Below are 16,112 nucleotides of genomic sequence, written 5' to 3' on the forward strand. Positions count from 1 at the left end.
AGCTTCTCATGCGCATCTTTCTCTGGTTTTTCGGACTCTTTGCCTCAGCGGTGGGGCTGGCTGTCCTGGTGCGCTATAACGTCAGTAATGTAGTGATCTTTTTTCCGCCATACCGGATCGATTTTTCACTGAATTTTTTCCTGCTGATTCTTTTCCTCTTTCTCTTCGTGATGTATCTCATCATACGGGCGGTAGATACTGCGCGGCGGCTGCCGGCGCAGGTAACGGAGTACCGCAGGAAAAAACGGGAGAATGAAGGCAACCGGGCGTTGCGGGAAGCCATCAAGGCGCTTTTTGAGGGCCGTTTTGTGCAGGCGGAAAAATCAGCGGTCATAGCGCAGGAGCTGCCGGAAAATGCGGGCAATGCCGCGTTAATCGGTGCGCGGGCGGCGCATTCTCTTTCGCAGACGGCCCGACGTGACGCTTTTTTGGCCAGTCTGGAAAAGGATGAGTCTTTCCGCACGGCCCGCCTCATGACAAGCCTGGAGTTTTTGGTGAGGGATCACCAGACCCGTGGGGCGCTTGAGGTGTTAAATGAACTGAACGCCAGCGGAACCCGGCATGTGCAGGCGCAGCGCTGGGCGTTGAAGGCCCAACAGCAGGCGAAGAACTGGGATGAGGTGTTAAAGCTCGTGCAGTCGCTGGACAAGCATCATGCGATCAAGCCGGTGCTGGCAGATCGTTTGCGGGAACTGGCGTATGCCGATCTTTTTGTTTCCGGCTCACATGATGCCGAGCGTGTCAGGCGTTTGTGGCAGAAGGTGCCTGAAGCTGACCGGGTGCGTCCCTATATTGCTGTGAGGGCGGCGAAAGCCTTTACCGCTGCCGGGCTGGGCGATGAAGCGCGCGACTTGCTGGCAACGGCAATCCAATCGGACTTTGATGACAGGCTGATTCATGCCTACCGCGAAGCAGCGGCAGAGACCGGGACGGAAGCGCTGTTAAAACAGATTGAAAATTGTGAGACCTGGATGCAGGCGCATCCATCAGACCCGGAGCTGATACTCACGCTGGGCGCGCTGTGCTTTAAGGAAAAGCTCTGGGGCAAGGCGCAAAACAATCTGGACCGCGTGATCTATAACCAGGAAGACAGGGCTATTGCCCGCGAAGCCCACCTGTTGCTGGCGCAACTGCATGAGACGCTGGGACACGCGGAAGAGGCGGCGAAGCATTACAAGGCGTCTGCGCTGGCGGCGTGAGTACCTGCTGCTGGTGCCGATGGTGTCTGTTATGCTGATAATCCTGCGAAACCATGGAGAACTATGATGAGTAACCTGTCTGTTACGCATCCGTTGAGCGAGGAAGAATTCAACCGGCTGTCGATATTTCTGACAGAGATCGATCCATCAGCCATGAATCTTGAAATGCTTGACGGATTTTTTGTTGCATTGGTCTGCAGCCCGGATCTTGTCCTTCCCAGTGAATACCTTCCGCAAATCCTGGGAGAGTCCCATGCCTTTGACAGCATGGAAGAGGCCTCGGACATACTGGGGCTTATCATGCGGCACTGGAATGCGGTTGTGAAAGACCTGGCCCGAACACTGGACGAAAAATCGATTTATGAGCCCTTGCTTTTTGAGGACGAAACGGGATTTGTTAGTGGAAACGACTGGGCAGCGGGCTTTTTGCACGGTGTCATGCTACGCCCGGCAGGATGGCATGAGCTGATCTCAAGCGAAGAAAAAGGGGGGCTGGTGCTGCCGTTCATGATGCTGGCGCATGAACATGATCCGGAACCGGAGATGCGTTCGCCGGAGATCCCGCCGGAAAAACGGGAAGAAGTGCTTGAATGGATGATTGGCAGCGTGCCGCATATCTATCGCTATTTTGAGCCGCACCGCCGCGCTGGCACCCGGATGCCCCTGCGAAACAAAAAGGCAAAGACCGGACGAAACGAACTATGCCCGTGCGGCAGTGGCAAAAAGTTCAAGCAGTGCTGTTCGGGACAGCCAACGCTGCATTAGGCTGGTGCTGGCAGCCTGTCTTCTTCTGGCATAGTATTACAAGGTGTCCGCGCTGGCGGTGGGGCGGGGTGGTATCCGCTTATTTTGTGTCAGGCGGGAAGGAGATAGTGCACCATATATTTAACTGTATATCCGGCTTAGCGCCGGTTGCCGGTATTTTTCTGCTGTGCCCCTTTTTGCTGGAAGATGGAATCGTTTTCGGCAATCGGCATTTTTTTCAGGCGTTCCCTGGCTTCGGTGCTGCCGTGGCTGGCGGCACTTTGGTAGAGTTCGGCGGCGGCTGCCTGGTTTTCCACCACACCCTTGCCGGTTTCATACAGGCGCGCCAGATTGTACTCTGCCGGGGCATAGCCTTGCCGGGCGGCGTGTTTGAACCAGTTGGCCGCCTTGATCTCATCCTTTTGCGCGCCCCGTCCCTGCATAAGCAGCACGCCCAGCTTGTTTTGCGCCTTGGCATAGCCTTTTTTGGCCGCCATATGGTACCAGTACACGGCCTGTTCCTCGTTTTGCTTGACGCCAAAGCCGGTGGCGTACATGATGCCCAGCGCATACTGGGCATCGGGCAGTCCTCTGGATGACGCCCGGCGCAACAGGCGGATGGCTTCTTTTGGGTCTTTTTTCACCCCTTTGCCGGAGGTATACAGGGTGGCGAGATTGTACTGGGCATCCGGGAATTGCTGGTCGGCCGCCTTTTTGTACATCTCTGCGGCTTTGGCTTCATCTTTTGGAGTGCCGCGGCCTTCTGCATACATATAGCCCAAATAGTTTTGCGCATGCGGAAGATTCTGGTCGGCGGCCTTTTTAATCCAACTGAAGGCTTTTGCATCATCCTGGTCAATATGGTTGCCGATGGCGTACATGAGGCCCACCGCATACTGGCAGCGGGGATCGTCGGCTTTGGTTCCCTGCTGGAATTCATAAAGCGCGCGCTGGTACTGCTTGTTGCGGAAAAATTCCACGCCATCGGTAAAGTTGTCGGCCATTGCCGGGCTTCCCAGGGAAAGGGCCACCATCAGGTAAAGGGATCGAAAAAGCGTTTTCATGGGGTCTGCTCTTATATATATCGACATATGAGGAGATATGGATTGGCAATCTCCCTTTTTATTGTATGGGGTAACGGGCGAAAGGGGGAGGGTTTGTTGTTTTTTTGCCGCATGGAAAGGTGTTTGTGTTGATTTTTGGGGTATTTCGTTCGCTTCACTTGCCGTTCAGCAAACGATATCTGCCGGATTTTTTCACGCGGATTTTGCTGTCTTTTTGGCAATAAAAAATTTGCGCTTTCGAAAAAAAAGCATGTTTTCTGAATTTTTTTCATATTTTTTTACCGGGGGGGTGATTTTTTTTAAATCCAGTGCTGGCGGGCAATTGCGCGATATAGGGGGTAAAAGTGCCGCTGTTCTTTCTTATGCTTTTTGAAAAATGTGCTAGGCCCACCCTAAAGACTTTTTGTTGCTGTCCGTTAACGATTCATAACAGCGGTCGGCATGAAAGAGGGCACACCAATGTTGAGAACCCGATTTTTTATATCAAACAGGGGTTCTTGCCAATTGGAAATGGTAGATACAAGGAGTAAATTACCATGGCTCAAATTATCAACACCAACATGTCTTCGCTGAATGCTCAGCGTTACCTCAACGGCACCAATTCCGCACTTTCCAGCGCCATGGAGCGCCTGGCTTCCGGCAAGCGCATCAACAGCGCCAAGGATGATGCGGCAGGTTTGGGTATTTCTGCCCGTATGACTTCGCAGATCAACGGCATGAATCAGGCGATCCGTAACGCAAATGACGGTATCTCCCTGTCGCAGACCGCTGAAGGCGCGCTGTCCAAATCGGAAGAAATGCTGCAACGTATCCGTACCCTGGCTGTACAGTCCTCCAATGCGTCCAACTCCCCGGCTGACAGGCAGGCCATGCAATCTGAGGTTAACCAGTTGACCGCAGAACTGGATCGCTTTGCCCAGACCACGTCCTTTAACGGCAAGATGCTGCTGGACGGCACGATGGGTTCACAAAACTTCCAGGTAGGCGCCGAAGCGGGTGAGCTGATCTCTTTTTCGGGGATGAACTTCCGCACCAATATGTATGGTAACTATAATGTCGGTGTACCGACTGCCGGTCCGACGCTGGTACCAACTGCAGCAGCAGCCTTTACCGATGCTCTGACCAATGGCGTTTCAGCTGCCACGATCACGATGAATGGCGCGCTTGGCAAGGATACGTATGTCACCACGGCCAACCAGACCGCAGCAGAGATTGCCGCCGGCATCAACTCCAAAACCGAGTTTACCGGTGTCAGCGCGTCGGCATCAACGACGGCCAACCTGATTACGGGTACTGCCGACAAGGTTGCGGCATTCAAGATTTATTCTGACAATGGCAAAAAATCAACGGACGCGGTGACTGTTACGGCAACCATCGGTGCGTCGGCTACGACCAAGGAAGGCAATGCCGAGCTGATCAGCGCCATCAACAAGGAGTCGGGCAAGACCGGTGTGACGGCTGAGTGGGATTCCAACGCCAGTGTGATCAAGCTGAGTAACATCAGCGGCAATGACATCAAGGTACAGGGTACTACGGCCAATGAGACTGCGCTTACGCTGGGCCTTTATACCAACCCGGCGACCGGTAACCCGGCTGTCACAGGTGTGCAGGCGATTGCAGCGGGGGATGAAACGGCAGTTGTTATTGCCGGCCAGATCGAATTCAACTCTGACAACAGCTTTGTGGTAGCCGATGGCGGAACCGGCATGGCGCTTACAGGGGCAAGTACCCTGCAAAAGGTGTCCGAGCTGGATGTCAGCACCTTTGAGGGCGCACAAAGAGCCATCAAGATTGCCAGTGCTGCGATCAACTCGGTCAACAAGGAAATGGCCAACTACGGTGCGCTGCAGAACCGCCTGCAATACACCATCGAAAACCTGGAAATCTCGTCGGAGAATACCACCAACGCGAGAAGCCGTATCCAGGATGCCGACTATGCACAGGAAACGGCCAACCTCTCCAGGGCGTCGATCCTGCAGCAGGCTGGTACCGCGATGCTGGCACAGGCCAACCAGATGCCGCAAAATGTCCTGTCACTGATCGGCTAAAACCGGTGATGTAACAGAACTGCTTGCAACAGCTGGAAAAACCTGAACCCCGACCCGCTTTTTGCGGGTCGGGGTTTGGGCGCAGAATGTAACAGGAGAATATTATGGATATCAAGGGTATCAGCAACAGTGTGCCGTCACCGGGGATCAGGCCGGCAGCGGGAAGTGCCCCTGTTCTCCCGTGAGCGCAACATCTGGAACAGGTAACGGTCAGAGCGATTACCGCTGTGGCCGGTGCCGAAAAGGCGGCGAACCCCGAGAGTATGCCTTTTTTGACACGCCAGCCGGAAGGGGACGGAAAGCCGTCGGATCTGGAGCGGGTGAAAGCAGCGATGGAAAGTATAGCGAATTCGCTGGGTTCACTCTCCAATTCCTCTGCCCTGAAGTTTTCGATTGACGATGATCTGGGGGCGTGTGCTGGTCAAGGTAGTTGACCCGGAAACGAAGGATGTCATCAAGCAATTTCCCTCGGAAGAGGCAATTGCGCTTGCCAAATCGCTTGGACAGGGTAATGGCAGCCTTCACCGGGCAAAGGCTTGACGGATCGCTGGCAACAGGTATTGAAACGCCACCGGCTGCGATAAGCAGCCGGGTTTTTTTTCGGGGTGTGTGTACCGGTGCCTTGCGGTGTTGTGATTTATTGTCCGTTTTTTTCCGGCCCCGGAAAAAACCGCCAAAAACAGATGACAGAAAAACAGCCGGAAAAGCAGGACCGGGGGTTCTCAGCTCTTTTCGTGCTGTGCCTGCATGATGGCTGCCAGGGGATCTGACTCATGAATGGCCAAGAGATTGATCCCCAACGGAAAAATATTGTATCCCCGGGCTAAGAGAAATGCCGTGAGTGCCTGTTCATCGGACTTGATTTTTTCAATGACCAGCTGCGGTTTCATTTTCTCAAGGGTTTGGGTGGCGCCTTCAAGCGCTTCCATTTCCATGCCTTCAATGCCGATCTTGATGAGATCCACACGGGGCAGATCCATGCTGTCTATCGATAACATGAGGGTTTTCCGGGTGTTTTCTTCCGAGTAATCGATGGCCTGCCCGATAAATTCAGTCGATTCGGTTTTGCGGATTTCCATGCTGCCGAAGCTGGAAGGGGTGAAATAGTCGGGAATGGGCACATTGATGGTGCCTTCATTTGCCCCTACGGCTGCCCAGAGGGCGCGGGCGTTAAAGCAGTTGTTCAGAGTGATGTTGCCAGCCAGTGCATAGAAAATCCTTTCCTGTGCCTCAACTGCAACGACTTTTCCCCATCCATACATGAATTTTGCCCATTCGATGGTGTGTGCTTCAACGTTTGCGCCACAGTCTATTGCAATGACGCCTTCTCCGAAGTGCTGTTTTCTCAGCTCCAGCAACCGGAGGAGCAGATTGACTTCTTCATGGTCAAATGATGACGTGTTAAGGAGCTGAAAACCCACGCCATAGCCGCCATTGCCCACCAGTCTGTAGTCATGGCGGTTTACCAGCATGCTGCCATGATCGGTGGCGGCCAGGATAAGGGCAACCGGGCGAAAAGCGAATTTTTCATGGATGTCTCCTGTGAAACCCCCGTTCTGTCAAGAGAGGGACCGTTTGTTTTTTGTCAGCCGGTATTATAGCGCTTCGGATTGTCAGCAGGCCGTGTACACTGCTTTTCCTTTTGCCCGGCTTGCTGTTTTCATGAGTCGCATGCGACAATTATCCGGGCGTTATCCGGGCGGGTGAGAGGCATCCGTATGAAAAATCTCCTGACAGGAATGTAACCATGCTCCAAGTAAAGATACCGTTATGGCAGCGATGAAATCCGGAACTGGCGTGTCTTCCCAAAGCCGGCAAGCCCTCCCGCACCTCCTCAAGGCACTGGATTTGCATGGCCAGCAGCAATTTGATGCGGCTCTTGCCTGCTATGACAAGGCGATTGCGCTTGATCCGGACTTTGCGGAGGCTTATGCCAATCGTGGTTTGCTGTATATGGAAACCAGCGAAAGCGTGCTGGCGCTGGCAGACTTGAGCAGGGCGATTGCGCTGAAACCGGATTTTTTGAAAGCGTATATCAATCGCGGCGCCCTGTATGTAAAATCCAAAGAAAATGTGCTGGCACTGGCAGACCTTGACCGGGCGATTGAATTGAATCCGGATATGGCCGAGGCGTATACCAATCGCGCGGCACTGCATATGGAGGCAAATGAAAGGGAGCTGGCGCTGGCAGACCTTGACCGGGCCATTGAACTGAATCCGGATATTGTCCAGGCCTATACCAACCGCGGTATTCTGTATGTGCAATCCAATGACAATACGCGGGCGCTGGCAGACCTTGACCGGGCGATTGCACTGGCTCCGGATTTTGTCGATGCCTACCGTTATCGCGGGCTGGCTCTTGTGGCGCTGAGGCAGCATGAGGCGGCTTTTGAAAGCCTGGAGAAGGCATTGCTGCTGAATCCTTCATCGGCGGACGTTTATCACGACATCGGCATGGCTTTTGTGGGTAGTGAGCAACTGGATGTTGCACTGGAATATTTTGAAAAGGCGCTGGCGCTGAATCCGGAGCTGGTATCTGCGTATGTCAATTACGGCAATACCCTGCTCAAGCGAAACGCGTATGATGCTGCGATTGAATTGTACGACAAGGCGCTGGCGCTGGATCCGGATTATATACACGCCCGCTATAACAAGGCTTTTCCGCTTCTGCTGAAGGGCCACCTGGAAGAGGGATGGCCGCTTTATGAATCCCGTCTGAATGTGAGCGCCCTCAAACTGCGGAAGATGGATGTTCCGGGCAGGCTGTGGCTGGGGGAAGAATCGATACAGGGCAAGACCCTCCTCTTTTCCCACGACATGGGATACGGTGATACGATCCAGCTTTGCCGTTATACCAAACTGGCTTCCCGGCAGGGGGCTAAAGTGATTCTGCAGGTGCAGCCTCCCCTGCTTGGCCTGATGGAAACGCTGGAAGGGGTTGATGAGCTGGTTGCGCATAGTGAGGAATTGACGCCGCAGACGCTTGATAAGTATCCGCCGTTTGATCTGTACTGCCCGATGATGAGCCTGCCTTTGGCGTTTCACACTACGCTTGAGACGATTCCCGGTGAGGTGCCTTACCTGTTTGCTGATCCGGAAAAGGTGGCCCAGTGGGAAAAGCGGCTGGGAAGCAAGACAAAACCGCGGGTGGGCCTGGTCTGGAGCGGCAATTTCGTGCATGCGAACGATCATAACCGCAGTATCACGCTTTCACATCTGCTGCCGTACTTGCCGGATAGCTGTGAATACATCAGCCTGCAAAAAGATGTGAGGGATATCGACAAAATCATCCTTTCTGCGATGACTGAATGGAAGCATTACGGAGAGATGCTGCAGGATTTTTCCGATACGGCCGCGCTTTGTTCACTGATGGATGTGGTCATCAGTGTGGATACGAGTGTTGCGCACCTGTCCGGTGCGCTGGGAAAGCCGACCTGGGTCATGCTGCCATTTTCACCTGACTGGCGCTGGCTGCTTGACAGGAAAGACAGCCCCTGGTACCCAGGCATGCGCCTGTACCGGCAAAAGGAGCCGGGAAACTGGAACGATGTGTTTGAGGAAGTCCGCAGTGATTTGCTTGGGCTGGCGGCGGGCGAAATTGTGCGCGGTGAACGGGAACATGGCGCAAAACAGCAGGGATACCCGGTTAGTGAGAAAGGCAGGATAGAGCCGGAGAGTCGGCTGGCGCATCATGTTGATACGTTTTGCAAGATATGCGGCGAAAAAGCATTCTTGCTGGATGTGGTTGATTTCAACAAGTCCTGCCTTGCAGAATATAACAGGAAGGAACCTTTGTCTGGCATCCCGGTTTATTACCATGGGTGTTTTTTTTGCGATTTTATCTTTACGACGCATTTTGACAGCTGGACGAATGAGGACTTCATGCGGCATATCTACAATGACAGGTATGTGTCGTGTGATCCGGATTTTGCTGAAAACCGGCCCATCGGTACGGCACAGTGGATTGAACAGCAGTTCCCTCATTTTCGTGCGCTTAAAATACTGGACTTCGGATCAGGGCATGGGCTTTTTGGCTCGTATCTCAATGCCCGGGGTTTTGACGTGACGTCTTATGATCCCTTTTACGGGGACAGTGCCCCCCCTCCTGCCGGCAGTTTTGATCTTGTTCTTGCAACGGAGGTTGTGGAGCACTCCCATACACCGCTTCAAACGATTGAGCAGTGCGTTGCTTTTTTGAAACAGGACGGGCCTGCCGCCTTCATCGCATCGACACTGATGACACCTGCGCCCGTGGAAGAACTCAGGCACAGGCTGTCGACTTACTGGTATGCAGGGCCCCGAAACGGGCATATTTCTCTCTTTTCTGAAAAGACGATGCAACTGATAGCAAAGAGAAGCGGGGCGCTTTATACCGGCGGGCAAAATGCTGCGGTGTTCCATTTCAGGGGGTTTGAAAAAAAGATAGCTTCTCCACCATCGCAAGATGTTGTGACCCGGTAAGGTGAAATGATGATGCGAAACACTTGTCCCCCGGCTGTGAAAACAGCAGGGGGATTTGTTTTTGTGGTGCATTTCGAACGGTTTTTCCTGAAAATGGGTATTTTTTATTGACACGCTGTTTTTTCAGGGCCTTGTTTTGTAATGGATTTTTGAGGAGGCGCAATTTTTTTTCACTTTTTTGCTTTTCAACCCTAAAGTTTCTTATCGAACAGACCGTTAACAGGGATAAGCAGCGGTGCGCCCACTTGATGGGCGCAAAGCCAATGCAGGGCCGTGCATGGAATCAGTGCCAGCCCCACTACAGAAAACGGAGAGGCAAAAATATTACAGGAGATAAATATGCCATCCTTTATCAATACCAATAACAGCGCATTGAATACGATGCGCCAGTTAAACAAGACGCAACAGACGCTCTCAACAGCGATGGAGCGGCTTTCGTCCGGCAAACGGATCAACAGCGCAAAGGATGACGCGGCCGGGCTGAATATTGCCGCGCTGATGACAACGCAGATCAATGGCATGAACCAGGCCATCCGCAATGCGTATGACGGGGTTTCGATGTCGCAGACCGCAGAAGGGGCATTGTCCACTTCTTCGGATATGCTGCAGCGTATGCGCGAGCTTGCCGTTCAGGCATCGAATTCCACCTATTCCGGAGCAGACCGCCAGGCGATCCAGGATGAGATCAACCAGTTGGCATCGGGCTTAAATGATATTGCGTCCAAATCGACGTTTAACGGTCAGAAGCTCCTGGATGGCACGATGGGCTCGCAACAGTTCCAGGTAGGACCCAATGCGGGTGATACCGTTTCCATTGGCGGGACGAATTTCCAGACCTCGGTTTATGGCAATAACCGCGTGGAAGGTGGCGCTGTCACGCCGGGCACGGCTGCCAATGCCGGGCAATTTACGGTTTCGGGCAAGGCCGGATCTGCCACGATTTCAACGAATGCCGGCGCTTCTGCCAGGGATGTGGCTGCCGCGATCAATGCGCAGACCGACGCGACGGGGGTTTCTGCCACTGCCCGGACTGATGTCAATCTGGGCAATCTGCAGGCTGGGGATTCATATTCTTTTGAGCTGACTTTAAACAATGCCTCACCGGCAACGGTATCTTTTACGGTGGGGGCCGATGGCGATCTTTCTGCGGTAGTGAATGCCTTTAACCAGCAGTCTGCCAAAACCGGTGTGACGGCGCAGGAGGATGCTGTTCACGGCGGGATCAAGCTGACGAATTCGGCGGGCGAAGTGATTGGCCTGCAAGCGAAGCCGGGCTCAAGTGCCGGTGCTACCATGGCGTCTTATGGCGCCAATGCCAATATTTCGACATCGGCGGCTATTACCGATACGGCAGTAACGGAAGCGGCCGGTACGGTGACGATGAATTCGGCCAGTTCATTTACGGTAACGGAAACCACGCCGATGACCGGTATTGAAGTGGCGGGCAATTCGCAGTTGAATTCGGTTGCCGCCATCAGTGTGTCCACCTTTGAGGATGCACAGCGTGCGATTGATACGATTGACTCGGCGCTGGCGGCGATTTCCAGCGAGCGGGCAAAGTATGGCGCGGTGCAGAACCGCTTTGAGTCAACCATCAGTAACATGATGGTGGGGTCTGAAAATGCTTCTGCATCCAGAAGCCGTATTTTTGATACGGATTATGCGCAGGAGGTGACCAACCAGTCACGTGCGCTGCTGTTGCAGAAGGTGGGGGTGGCCATGCAGGCGCAGGCCAACCAGACGCCGCAGGCGGTGCTTTCACTCCTGAAGTAATTGCCCTGCTTTTTAAGGATTGCTCAGGCAGGCGGCCACATGGCTTCCTGCCTTTTTGTTTGGGAAAGGACGGTTGATGTCGCTAAAACAGAAAGATAACGGCTGGTTCCCGGCTTTTTTCGCTGCCTGTTTTCTGGCCGCGTTCACGGTTTATCCGGCATGTGCGCAGGAGAAGCTTGCTGCCGGTACTGTGACGGCGCAGGGAGGAACTGGTGATATTTTTGACCGGGAAGATACCCAGCCGCATGAGTATGACCGGGCAATCGAGTGGTACATGAAAGCGGCAGAAGAGGGGCATGTGCATGCCCAGGCGACGCTGGGACATATGTACCTGACAGGCAAAGGGGTTGCGCAAAATGATGCGGAAGCGCTCAGGTGGTTTGGCATGGCGGCCCAGCAGGGCTATGCGTATGCGGAGTATATGCTGGGCAGGATGTATCTCAAGGGCCGTGGTGTATCGCAGGATGCTGCTAAAGGGGCGGATTACCTGAAAAAGGCGGCAGAACAGCATAATGCCGCGGCCCAGTTTGAGCTGGCCCGTCTGTATGAGAAGGGGCGTGGGGTAGGGCAGGACGCACAAAAAGCCGCTCACTGGTATTTGCAGGCAGCAGAGAAAGACTTTGCTCCCGCGCAGGTAAAGCTGGGGGACTGTTATCTGGATGGCAGGGGAGTTGGCAGGGATGCCGCTTCGGCGCTGAAATGGTATACCAGTGCAGCGCAGCACGGGCTGGAGGTGGCGCAATGGCGTCTGGGCATGATGTATTACGAGGGCAATGGCGTGCCCAGAGACTACGGACTGGCGGCTGAGTGGAATGGCCTGGCGGCGGCCCAGGGTTTTCCGCCTGGGCAATTTGCACTGGCGCGGCAGGTATTAAGGGGGCAGGGGGTGCCAAAGGATGTGGAAAAAGCGCTGACACTGGCCCGCCTGGCAGCGGAAAAGAATTATGAGGTAGCGCAGTATGCGCTGGGGCGTGCCTATGATGAAGGGCGTCATGTGAAGGCGGACCGTGAGCTGGCGCTTTACTGGTACCGCCTGGCGGCAGAGCATGGCAGCGCGGATGCGATCGGCAAGCTTAAGAAACTGGAAGGGCATTAGGCTGGTATAAGGAGCGTTTGGGAAAGGGCGTTTTGTCGCCCTTTTTTATTGTATATTAATTATGTATAACGTTAAGCGTATTTCATTTCTGGTAAAGCGCTTGACGTTTAACGATGTTCGTTATATCATTTGCATGTTTTTGTGCAGGGAATCAGGTGCTGGTTATTGTCCGGCAGGCATTTATACAGGAGAAAAGGTTGTCCTTAGGGGAGATAAATTCTGAGGCGGGGAGGACAGATGCTGCTCGTCCGGTTCATCCGGGCGCTGTTTTGCGCGAGATGTTTCTGCTTCCAATGAGGCTCACGGCCAGTGCACTGGCTATTGCACTGCAGGTGCCTGCGCCGCGCATTAATGAGATTGTGCGGGAAAGGCGGGGTATCACGGCAGATACGGCCTTGCGTCTGGCGCGGTATTTCGGGAATGCGCCGGAATTCTGGATGGGGCTGCAGGATGAGTATGATTTGCGGGTCAGCCGGATCAATCTGGGGGATGCGCTTGAGCGTATCCAGCCGAGGGCGGTCGCGTAAAGTGGTTGTCGGGTTTTATGGGTGTTTGTTTTTCAAGTTGTTGATTTTTATATGATTTTTTATTAAAAAATCTGGTTGGTTAAAAAAGTTGAAAAAAAAGCATGTCAGCCCTAAATGTTTCGGTTTTTTTACCGTTAACACAGTTATCAGGAAGTACACACTTTATCAGGAAGGGGTGTACGGGTAACCGGAATGTACAGCTCCTTTTTATATCGGATCGGGGACTGGAAAAAGGGCAAAAAAGCTGTGCAGGCAGGGTTACAAGATTGCCTGGCTAAAAGCCGGGATTGAAAGGCAGAATAATACAGGAGAGTAACATGGAGATCAGGACCATTGGAAACACTTCAGTCGGCAGCAGGCCGGCGGTGGACAGTGGCGTTATTCCCCAGGCGACGCAGAATAAAGCGTCCGAGCAGACAGCTGTGCAGACGGTCAATGCGGTGCCGCAGGTGGCTGAATCGGAGCAGATGGGGGCGACACGTAAATCAGCTGATAAGGCTGATATCCAGCAGCAGCCTAAAGATACCAGCCGACAGGCCAATCCGGATGTATCGGTGCGCCTGGCTTCCAGCCAGATGAAGTCTGAGACTGAAAAAACGCGTCAGGCGGAAAACAAGGGAGCGGCAAGGCATTCGGAAGAGGCCGGTCGCACGGCACAGGCAGAAAGAGGGCGCCAGGAGCGGCCATCTGCGGCAGATGAGGCGGCAAAACAGGCCGAAAAAGAGCGTACCCAGAAGGTGGTCGATAATATTTCCGAATCACTTGCCTCCATGCGAACCAGCCTGTCGCTTTCCGTTGATGAGGATCTGGGCCGGGTGGTTGTGAAGATTGTTGATCCTGAAACACAGGAAGTCATCAAGCAGTTGCCTTCTGAGGAAGCACTTGCGCTTGCCAAGTCTTTGGGCAAGATGACGGGCATGTTTGTCGAAACCCGCGCATAATTGACAGCATATTGCCCTAAAGTATCCGGGTGATATTGCCGTTAAGAAATGCATGGGGTGCCTGAAAGGGCGCTGAAATGTACACAAACAATGCCCGCGTCCAGGGAATCAGCTAAAAGTAAGCCATATAAACCCGTTTGTTTTCAGGCTTGCCAGTGCACAGGATCGGGTAAAGTGCAGATAAATTGCTGAAACTGTCAGCAGTGTAAATGCAGGAGACTAAAGATGGCTATTACTTCACTCGGCGTCGGTTCCGGTCTGGATCTTGAAAGTATTATCGAGCAGCTCATGCAAGTGGAGCAGCGACCGGTTGCGCTGCTTGCCAGCAAGGAATCAAGCTACAATACGAAACTTTCCGCATACAGCCAGCTGAAAAGCTCGGTTTCGTCTTTCCAGAGTGTGATGAACTCTCTTTCTTCCTCTAGCACCTACCAGAATACGACAGGGTCTGTGTCAGACGAGTCAATCGCATCGCTGACAGCTTCTTCCAAGGCATCCAGCGGTTCATATTCTCTTTTTGTCAAGCAGCTTGCACAGGCGCAGAAGCTGGCGGCGGCAGGCCAGGCAAAGGCAAATGAGGCGATTGGCGGTGGTTCGATCACGATCGAGTTTGGCAAGGTGTCTGGCGGTACTTATGATGAGGTGACCGGCAAGTATACCGGGGCGTCATTTGAAGCCAATGACTCAGGCGCCAAGTCTGTTGATATTGCTGCGGATAGCACACTGGAAGATATCCGTGATGCAATCAATGCAGCCGGCGTTGGTGTGACGGCTTCTATTGTCAATGATGGCAAGGAGAACCCGTACCGCCTGGTGTTGACCAGTAACGAGACGGGCGAAGAGCAGAGCATGAGAATCACGGTCAGTGATGATGCTGACCAGGCGCTCAAGGATCTCCTGAACCATGATCCGGCTGAAGACGCAGGCCAGGCGATGCAGCAGACTGTCAAGGCGCAAAATGCAATCTTTACATTGGATGGGATCGAGATTACCAAATCGAAAAATGCGGTCAGTGACGCGATTACGGGAGTGACGCTCACGCTTTTGGCCGAAAGTGAAAAGGCATCGACGATTACGGTTAAACAGGATACTTCCGGCGCAAAGACGGCGGTGGAAAATTTTGTTGGGGCCTACAATACGCTGGTGAACAGCTTAAAGAGCATGACGGCTTATGATCCGGAAAAAAAGGCGGCTTCTGTGTTAACGGGTGATTCGGCTGTGCGCTCGGTCCAGACGCAGCTCAAATCGGTGTTTTCTCAGGTGCTGGGCGGTGAGGTCGGCTACCGGATGCTGTCGGATATTGGCATTACGCTGGATAAGGATGGTGTGCTCAATATTGATAATACCAAGCTCAATGCCGCGCTGGAGAAGGATTTCCAGGCCTTTGTCGGTATGTTTGTCGAGGGAGGTATCAGTGGCACGGATAATATTGAATTTGAAAGCCAGGCGGATACGACCAAGCCCGGTAGCTATGAGGTGAATATCAGGCAGGTTGCCACGAAGGGGTATTCCGCACTGAATGTCTCGAATCTGGATTTGTCTGGTATCGCCAGTGAAAGTGGACGCTCAATCAGTGTGAATCTTCACGGGGTGGCAAAGGCCATTACGCTGGACCAGCGCAATTACAAATCGAAGGAAGAGTTTGCCGCTGATCTTCAGAGCAAGATCAATGCGGAGTACAAAGATTCCGGTGTCAACGTGAATGTCAAGGTGGATGATGACGGCAATGTCCGGGTTGAGTCCAATACCTATGGCTCGGTTTCAACCGTCTCGATTGGATCGGCTTCTTTCTTTTCCGAGGCGAGCTCGGAAGGCGGAAAGGATGTGGCAGGTACGATTGACGGTATCGAGGCGGATGGCAGTGGCCAGTTTCTGACAGCCAAGTCTGGCGATGCGGCCGGCATGAAGCTGAAGATTACCGGGGAGGAAGGGGATGTTATCAATGGTACGGTAACGTTCACTCAGGGTTTTGCCTACCAGTTCTCCGAGATTGCGAAGACGATGCTTGAGGATGACGGCGTGATTGATTCACGTATCGAGGGAGTCAACAAGTCGCTGGAGTCGATTTCAAAGCAATACGAAAACTGGGACAAACGGTTGACGCAGGTAGAGGCAGCTTACCGTGCGAAATTTACGGCGCTTGACGTACTGCTTGCCGAAATGAATTCGACCAGCAGTTATCTGACAACACAGTTGGCGACGCTGTCAAGCCTGTGGAACCAGAGCAAGAGTAAGTAAGCGTAGTTTGGTCTATTAAAA

The 16,112-nt window shown here is 53.3% G+C and carries 13 protein-coding genes; 11 read left to right on the top strand and 2 right to left on the bottom strand.

Annotated features, from left to right (window positions below; genetic code table 11):
* Window positions 1-8 precede the first annotated feature (8 nt).
* The gene (locus tag NB640_RS09880; RefSeq protein ID WP_269308541.1) at window positions 9-1,199 is read left to right on the top strand and encodes a heme biosynthesis HemY N-terminal domain-containing protein; all 1,191 of its coding nucleotides are present in this window, start codon (window positions 9-11) and stop codon (window positions 1,197-1,199) included.
* A gap of 63 nt (window positions 1,200-1,262) precedes the next feature.
* Window positions 1,263-1,964: a UPF0149 family protein gene (locus NB640_RS09885; RefSeq protein WP_332880212.1), complete on the top strand. Its 702-nt coding sequence runs from the start codon at window positions 1,263-1,265 to the stop codon at window positions 1,962-1,964.
* Between the two features lie 137 nt (window positions 1,965-2,101).
* Here the strand turns inward: NB640_RS09885 and NB640_RS09890 are convergent, their stop codons facing one another.
* Window positions 2,102-3,007, bottom strand: coding sequence for a tetratricopeptide repeat protein (locus NB640_RS09890; protein WP_269308542.1), 906 nt, complete (start codon window positions 3,005-3,007; stop codon window positions 2,102-2,104).
* 37 nt (window positions 3,008-3,044) lie between these two features.
* Between NB640_RS09890 and NB640_RS09895 the strand changes: the two genes are divergently transcribed.
* From NB640_RS09895 to NB640_RS09905, 3 genes are all read left to right on the top strand, one after another.
* The gene (locus tag NB640_RS09895) at window positions 3,045-3,380 is read left to right on the top strand and encodes a hypothetical protein (protein ID WP_269308543.1); all 336 of its coding nucleotides are present in this window, start codon (window positions 3,045-3,047) and stop codon (window positions 3,378-3,380) included.
* A gap of 163 nt (window positions 3,381-3,543) precedes the next feature.
* Window positions 3,544-5,055 (top strand): flagellin N-terminal helical domain-containing protein, encoded by a 1,512-nt coding sequence (locus NB640_RS09900; protein ID WP_269308544.1) that lies wholly within the window; start codon window positions 3,544-3,546, stop codon window positions 5,053-5,055.
* Window positions 5,056-5,454: 399 nt separating this feature from the next.
* Window positions 5,455-5,595, top strand: a complete 141-nt coding sequence (locus tag NB640_RS09905) for a flagellar protein FlaG (RefSeq protein WP_269310444.1) — start codon at window positions 5,455-5,457, stop codon at window positions 5,593-5,595.
* Window positions 5,596-5,777: 182 nt separating this feature from the next.
* Here NB640_RS09905 and NB640_RS09910 read toward each other — a convergent pair whose 3' ends face one another.
* On the bottom strand, window positions 5,778-6,527 hold the full coding sequence (locus NB640_RS09910) for an FkbM family methyltransferase (protein ID WP_269308545.1): 750 nt from the start codon (window positions 6,525-6,527) through the stop codon (window positions 5,778-5,780).
* 298 nt (window positions 6,528-6,825) lie between these two features.
* Between NB640_RS09910 and NB640_RS09915 the strand changes: the two genes are divergently transcribed.
* The 6 genes from NB640_RS09915 to fliD all read left to right on the top strand — a co-directional run bounded on the left by NB640_RS09915 (window position 6,826) and on the right by fliD (window position 16,091).
* Window positions 6,826-9,516 carry a tetratricopeptide repeat protein gene (locus NB640_RS09915; RefSeq protein ID WP_269308546.1) on the top strand — a complete coding sequence of 897 codons (2,691 nt, stop codon included), beginning with the start codon at window positions 6,826-6,828 and terminating at the stop codon, window positions 9,514-9,516.
* A gap of 339 nt (window positions 9,517-9,855) precedes the next feature.
* The gene (locus NB640_RS09920) at window positions 9,856-11,289 is read left to right on the top strand and encodes a flagellin N-terminal helical domain-containing protein (protein ID WP_269308547.1); all 1,434 of its coding nucleotides are present in this window, start codon (window positions 9,856-9,858) and stop codon (window positions 11,287-11,289) included.
* A gap of 76 nt (window positions 11,290-11,365) precedes the next feature.
* Window positions 11,366-12,385 (top strand): SEL1-like repeat protein, encoded by a 1,020-nt coding sequence (locus tag NB640_RS09925; protein WP_269308548.1) that lies wholly within the window; start codon window positions 11,366-11,368, stop codon window positions 12,383-12,385.
* A 113-nt stretch (window positions 12,386-12,498) separates the two neighbouring features.
* A complete protein-coding gene (locus NB640_RS09930) occupies window positions 12,499-12,912 on the top strand; it encodes a HigA family addiction module antitoxin (RefSeq protein ID WP_269308549.1) in 414 nt (137 codons plus the stop codon).
* A gap of 317 nt (window positions 12,913-13,229) precedes the next feature.
* Complete coding sequence (locus NB640_RS09935; RefSeq protein ID WP_269308550.1) at window positions 13,230-13,853, top strand: flagellar protein FlaG; 624 nt, start codon at window positions 13,230-13,232, stop codon at window positions 13,851-13,853.
* 225 nt (window positions 13,854-14,078) lie between these two features.
* Window positions 14,079-16,091 carry a flagellar filament capping protein FliD gene (fliD, locus tag NB640_RS09940; protein WP_269308551.1) on the top strand — a complete coding sequence of 671 codons (2,013 nt, stop codon included), beginning with the start codon at window positions 14,079-14,081 and terminating at the stop codon, window positions 16,089-16,091.
* Window positions 16,092-16,112 lie beyond the last annotated feature (21 nt).

It is taken from the genome of Oxalobacter vibrioformis (genome assembly GCF_027118995.1).
In the GTDB taxonomy this organism is placed as follows: Bacteria; Pseudomonadota; Gammaproteobacteria; order Burkholderiales; family Burkholderiaceae_D; genus Oxalobacter; species Oxalobacter vibrioformis.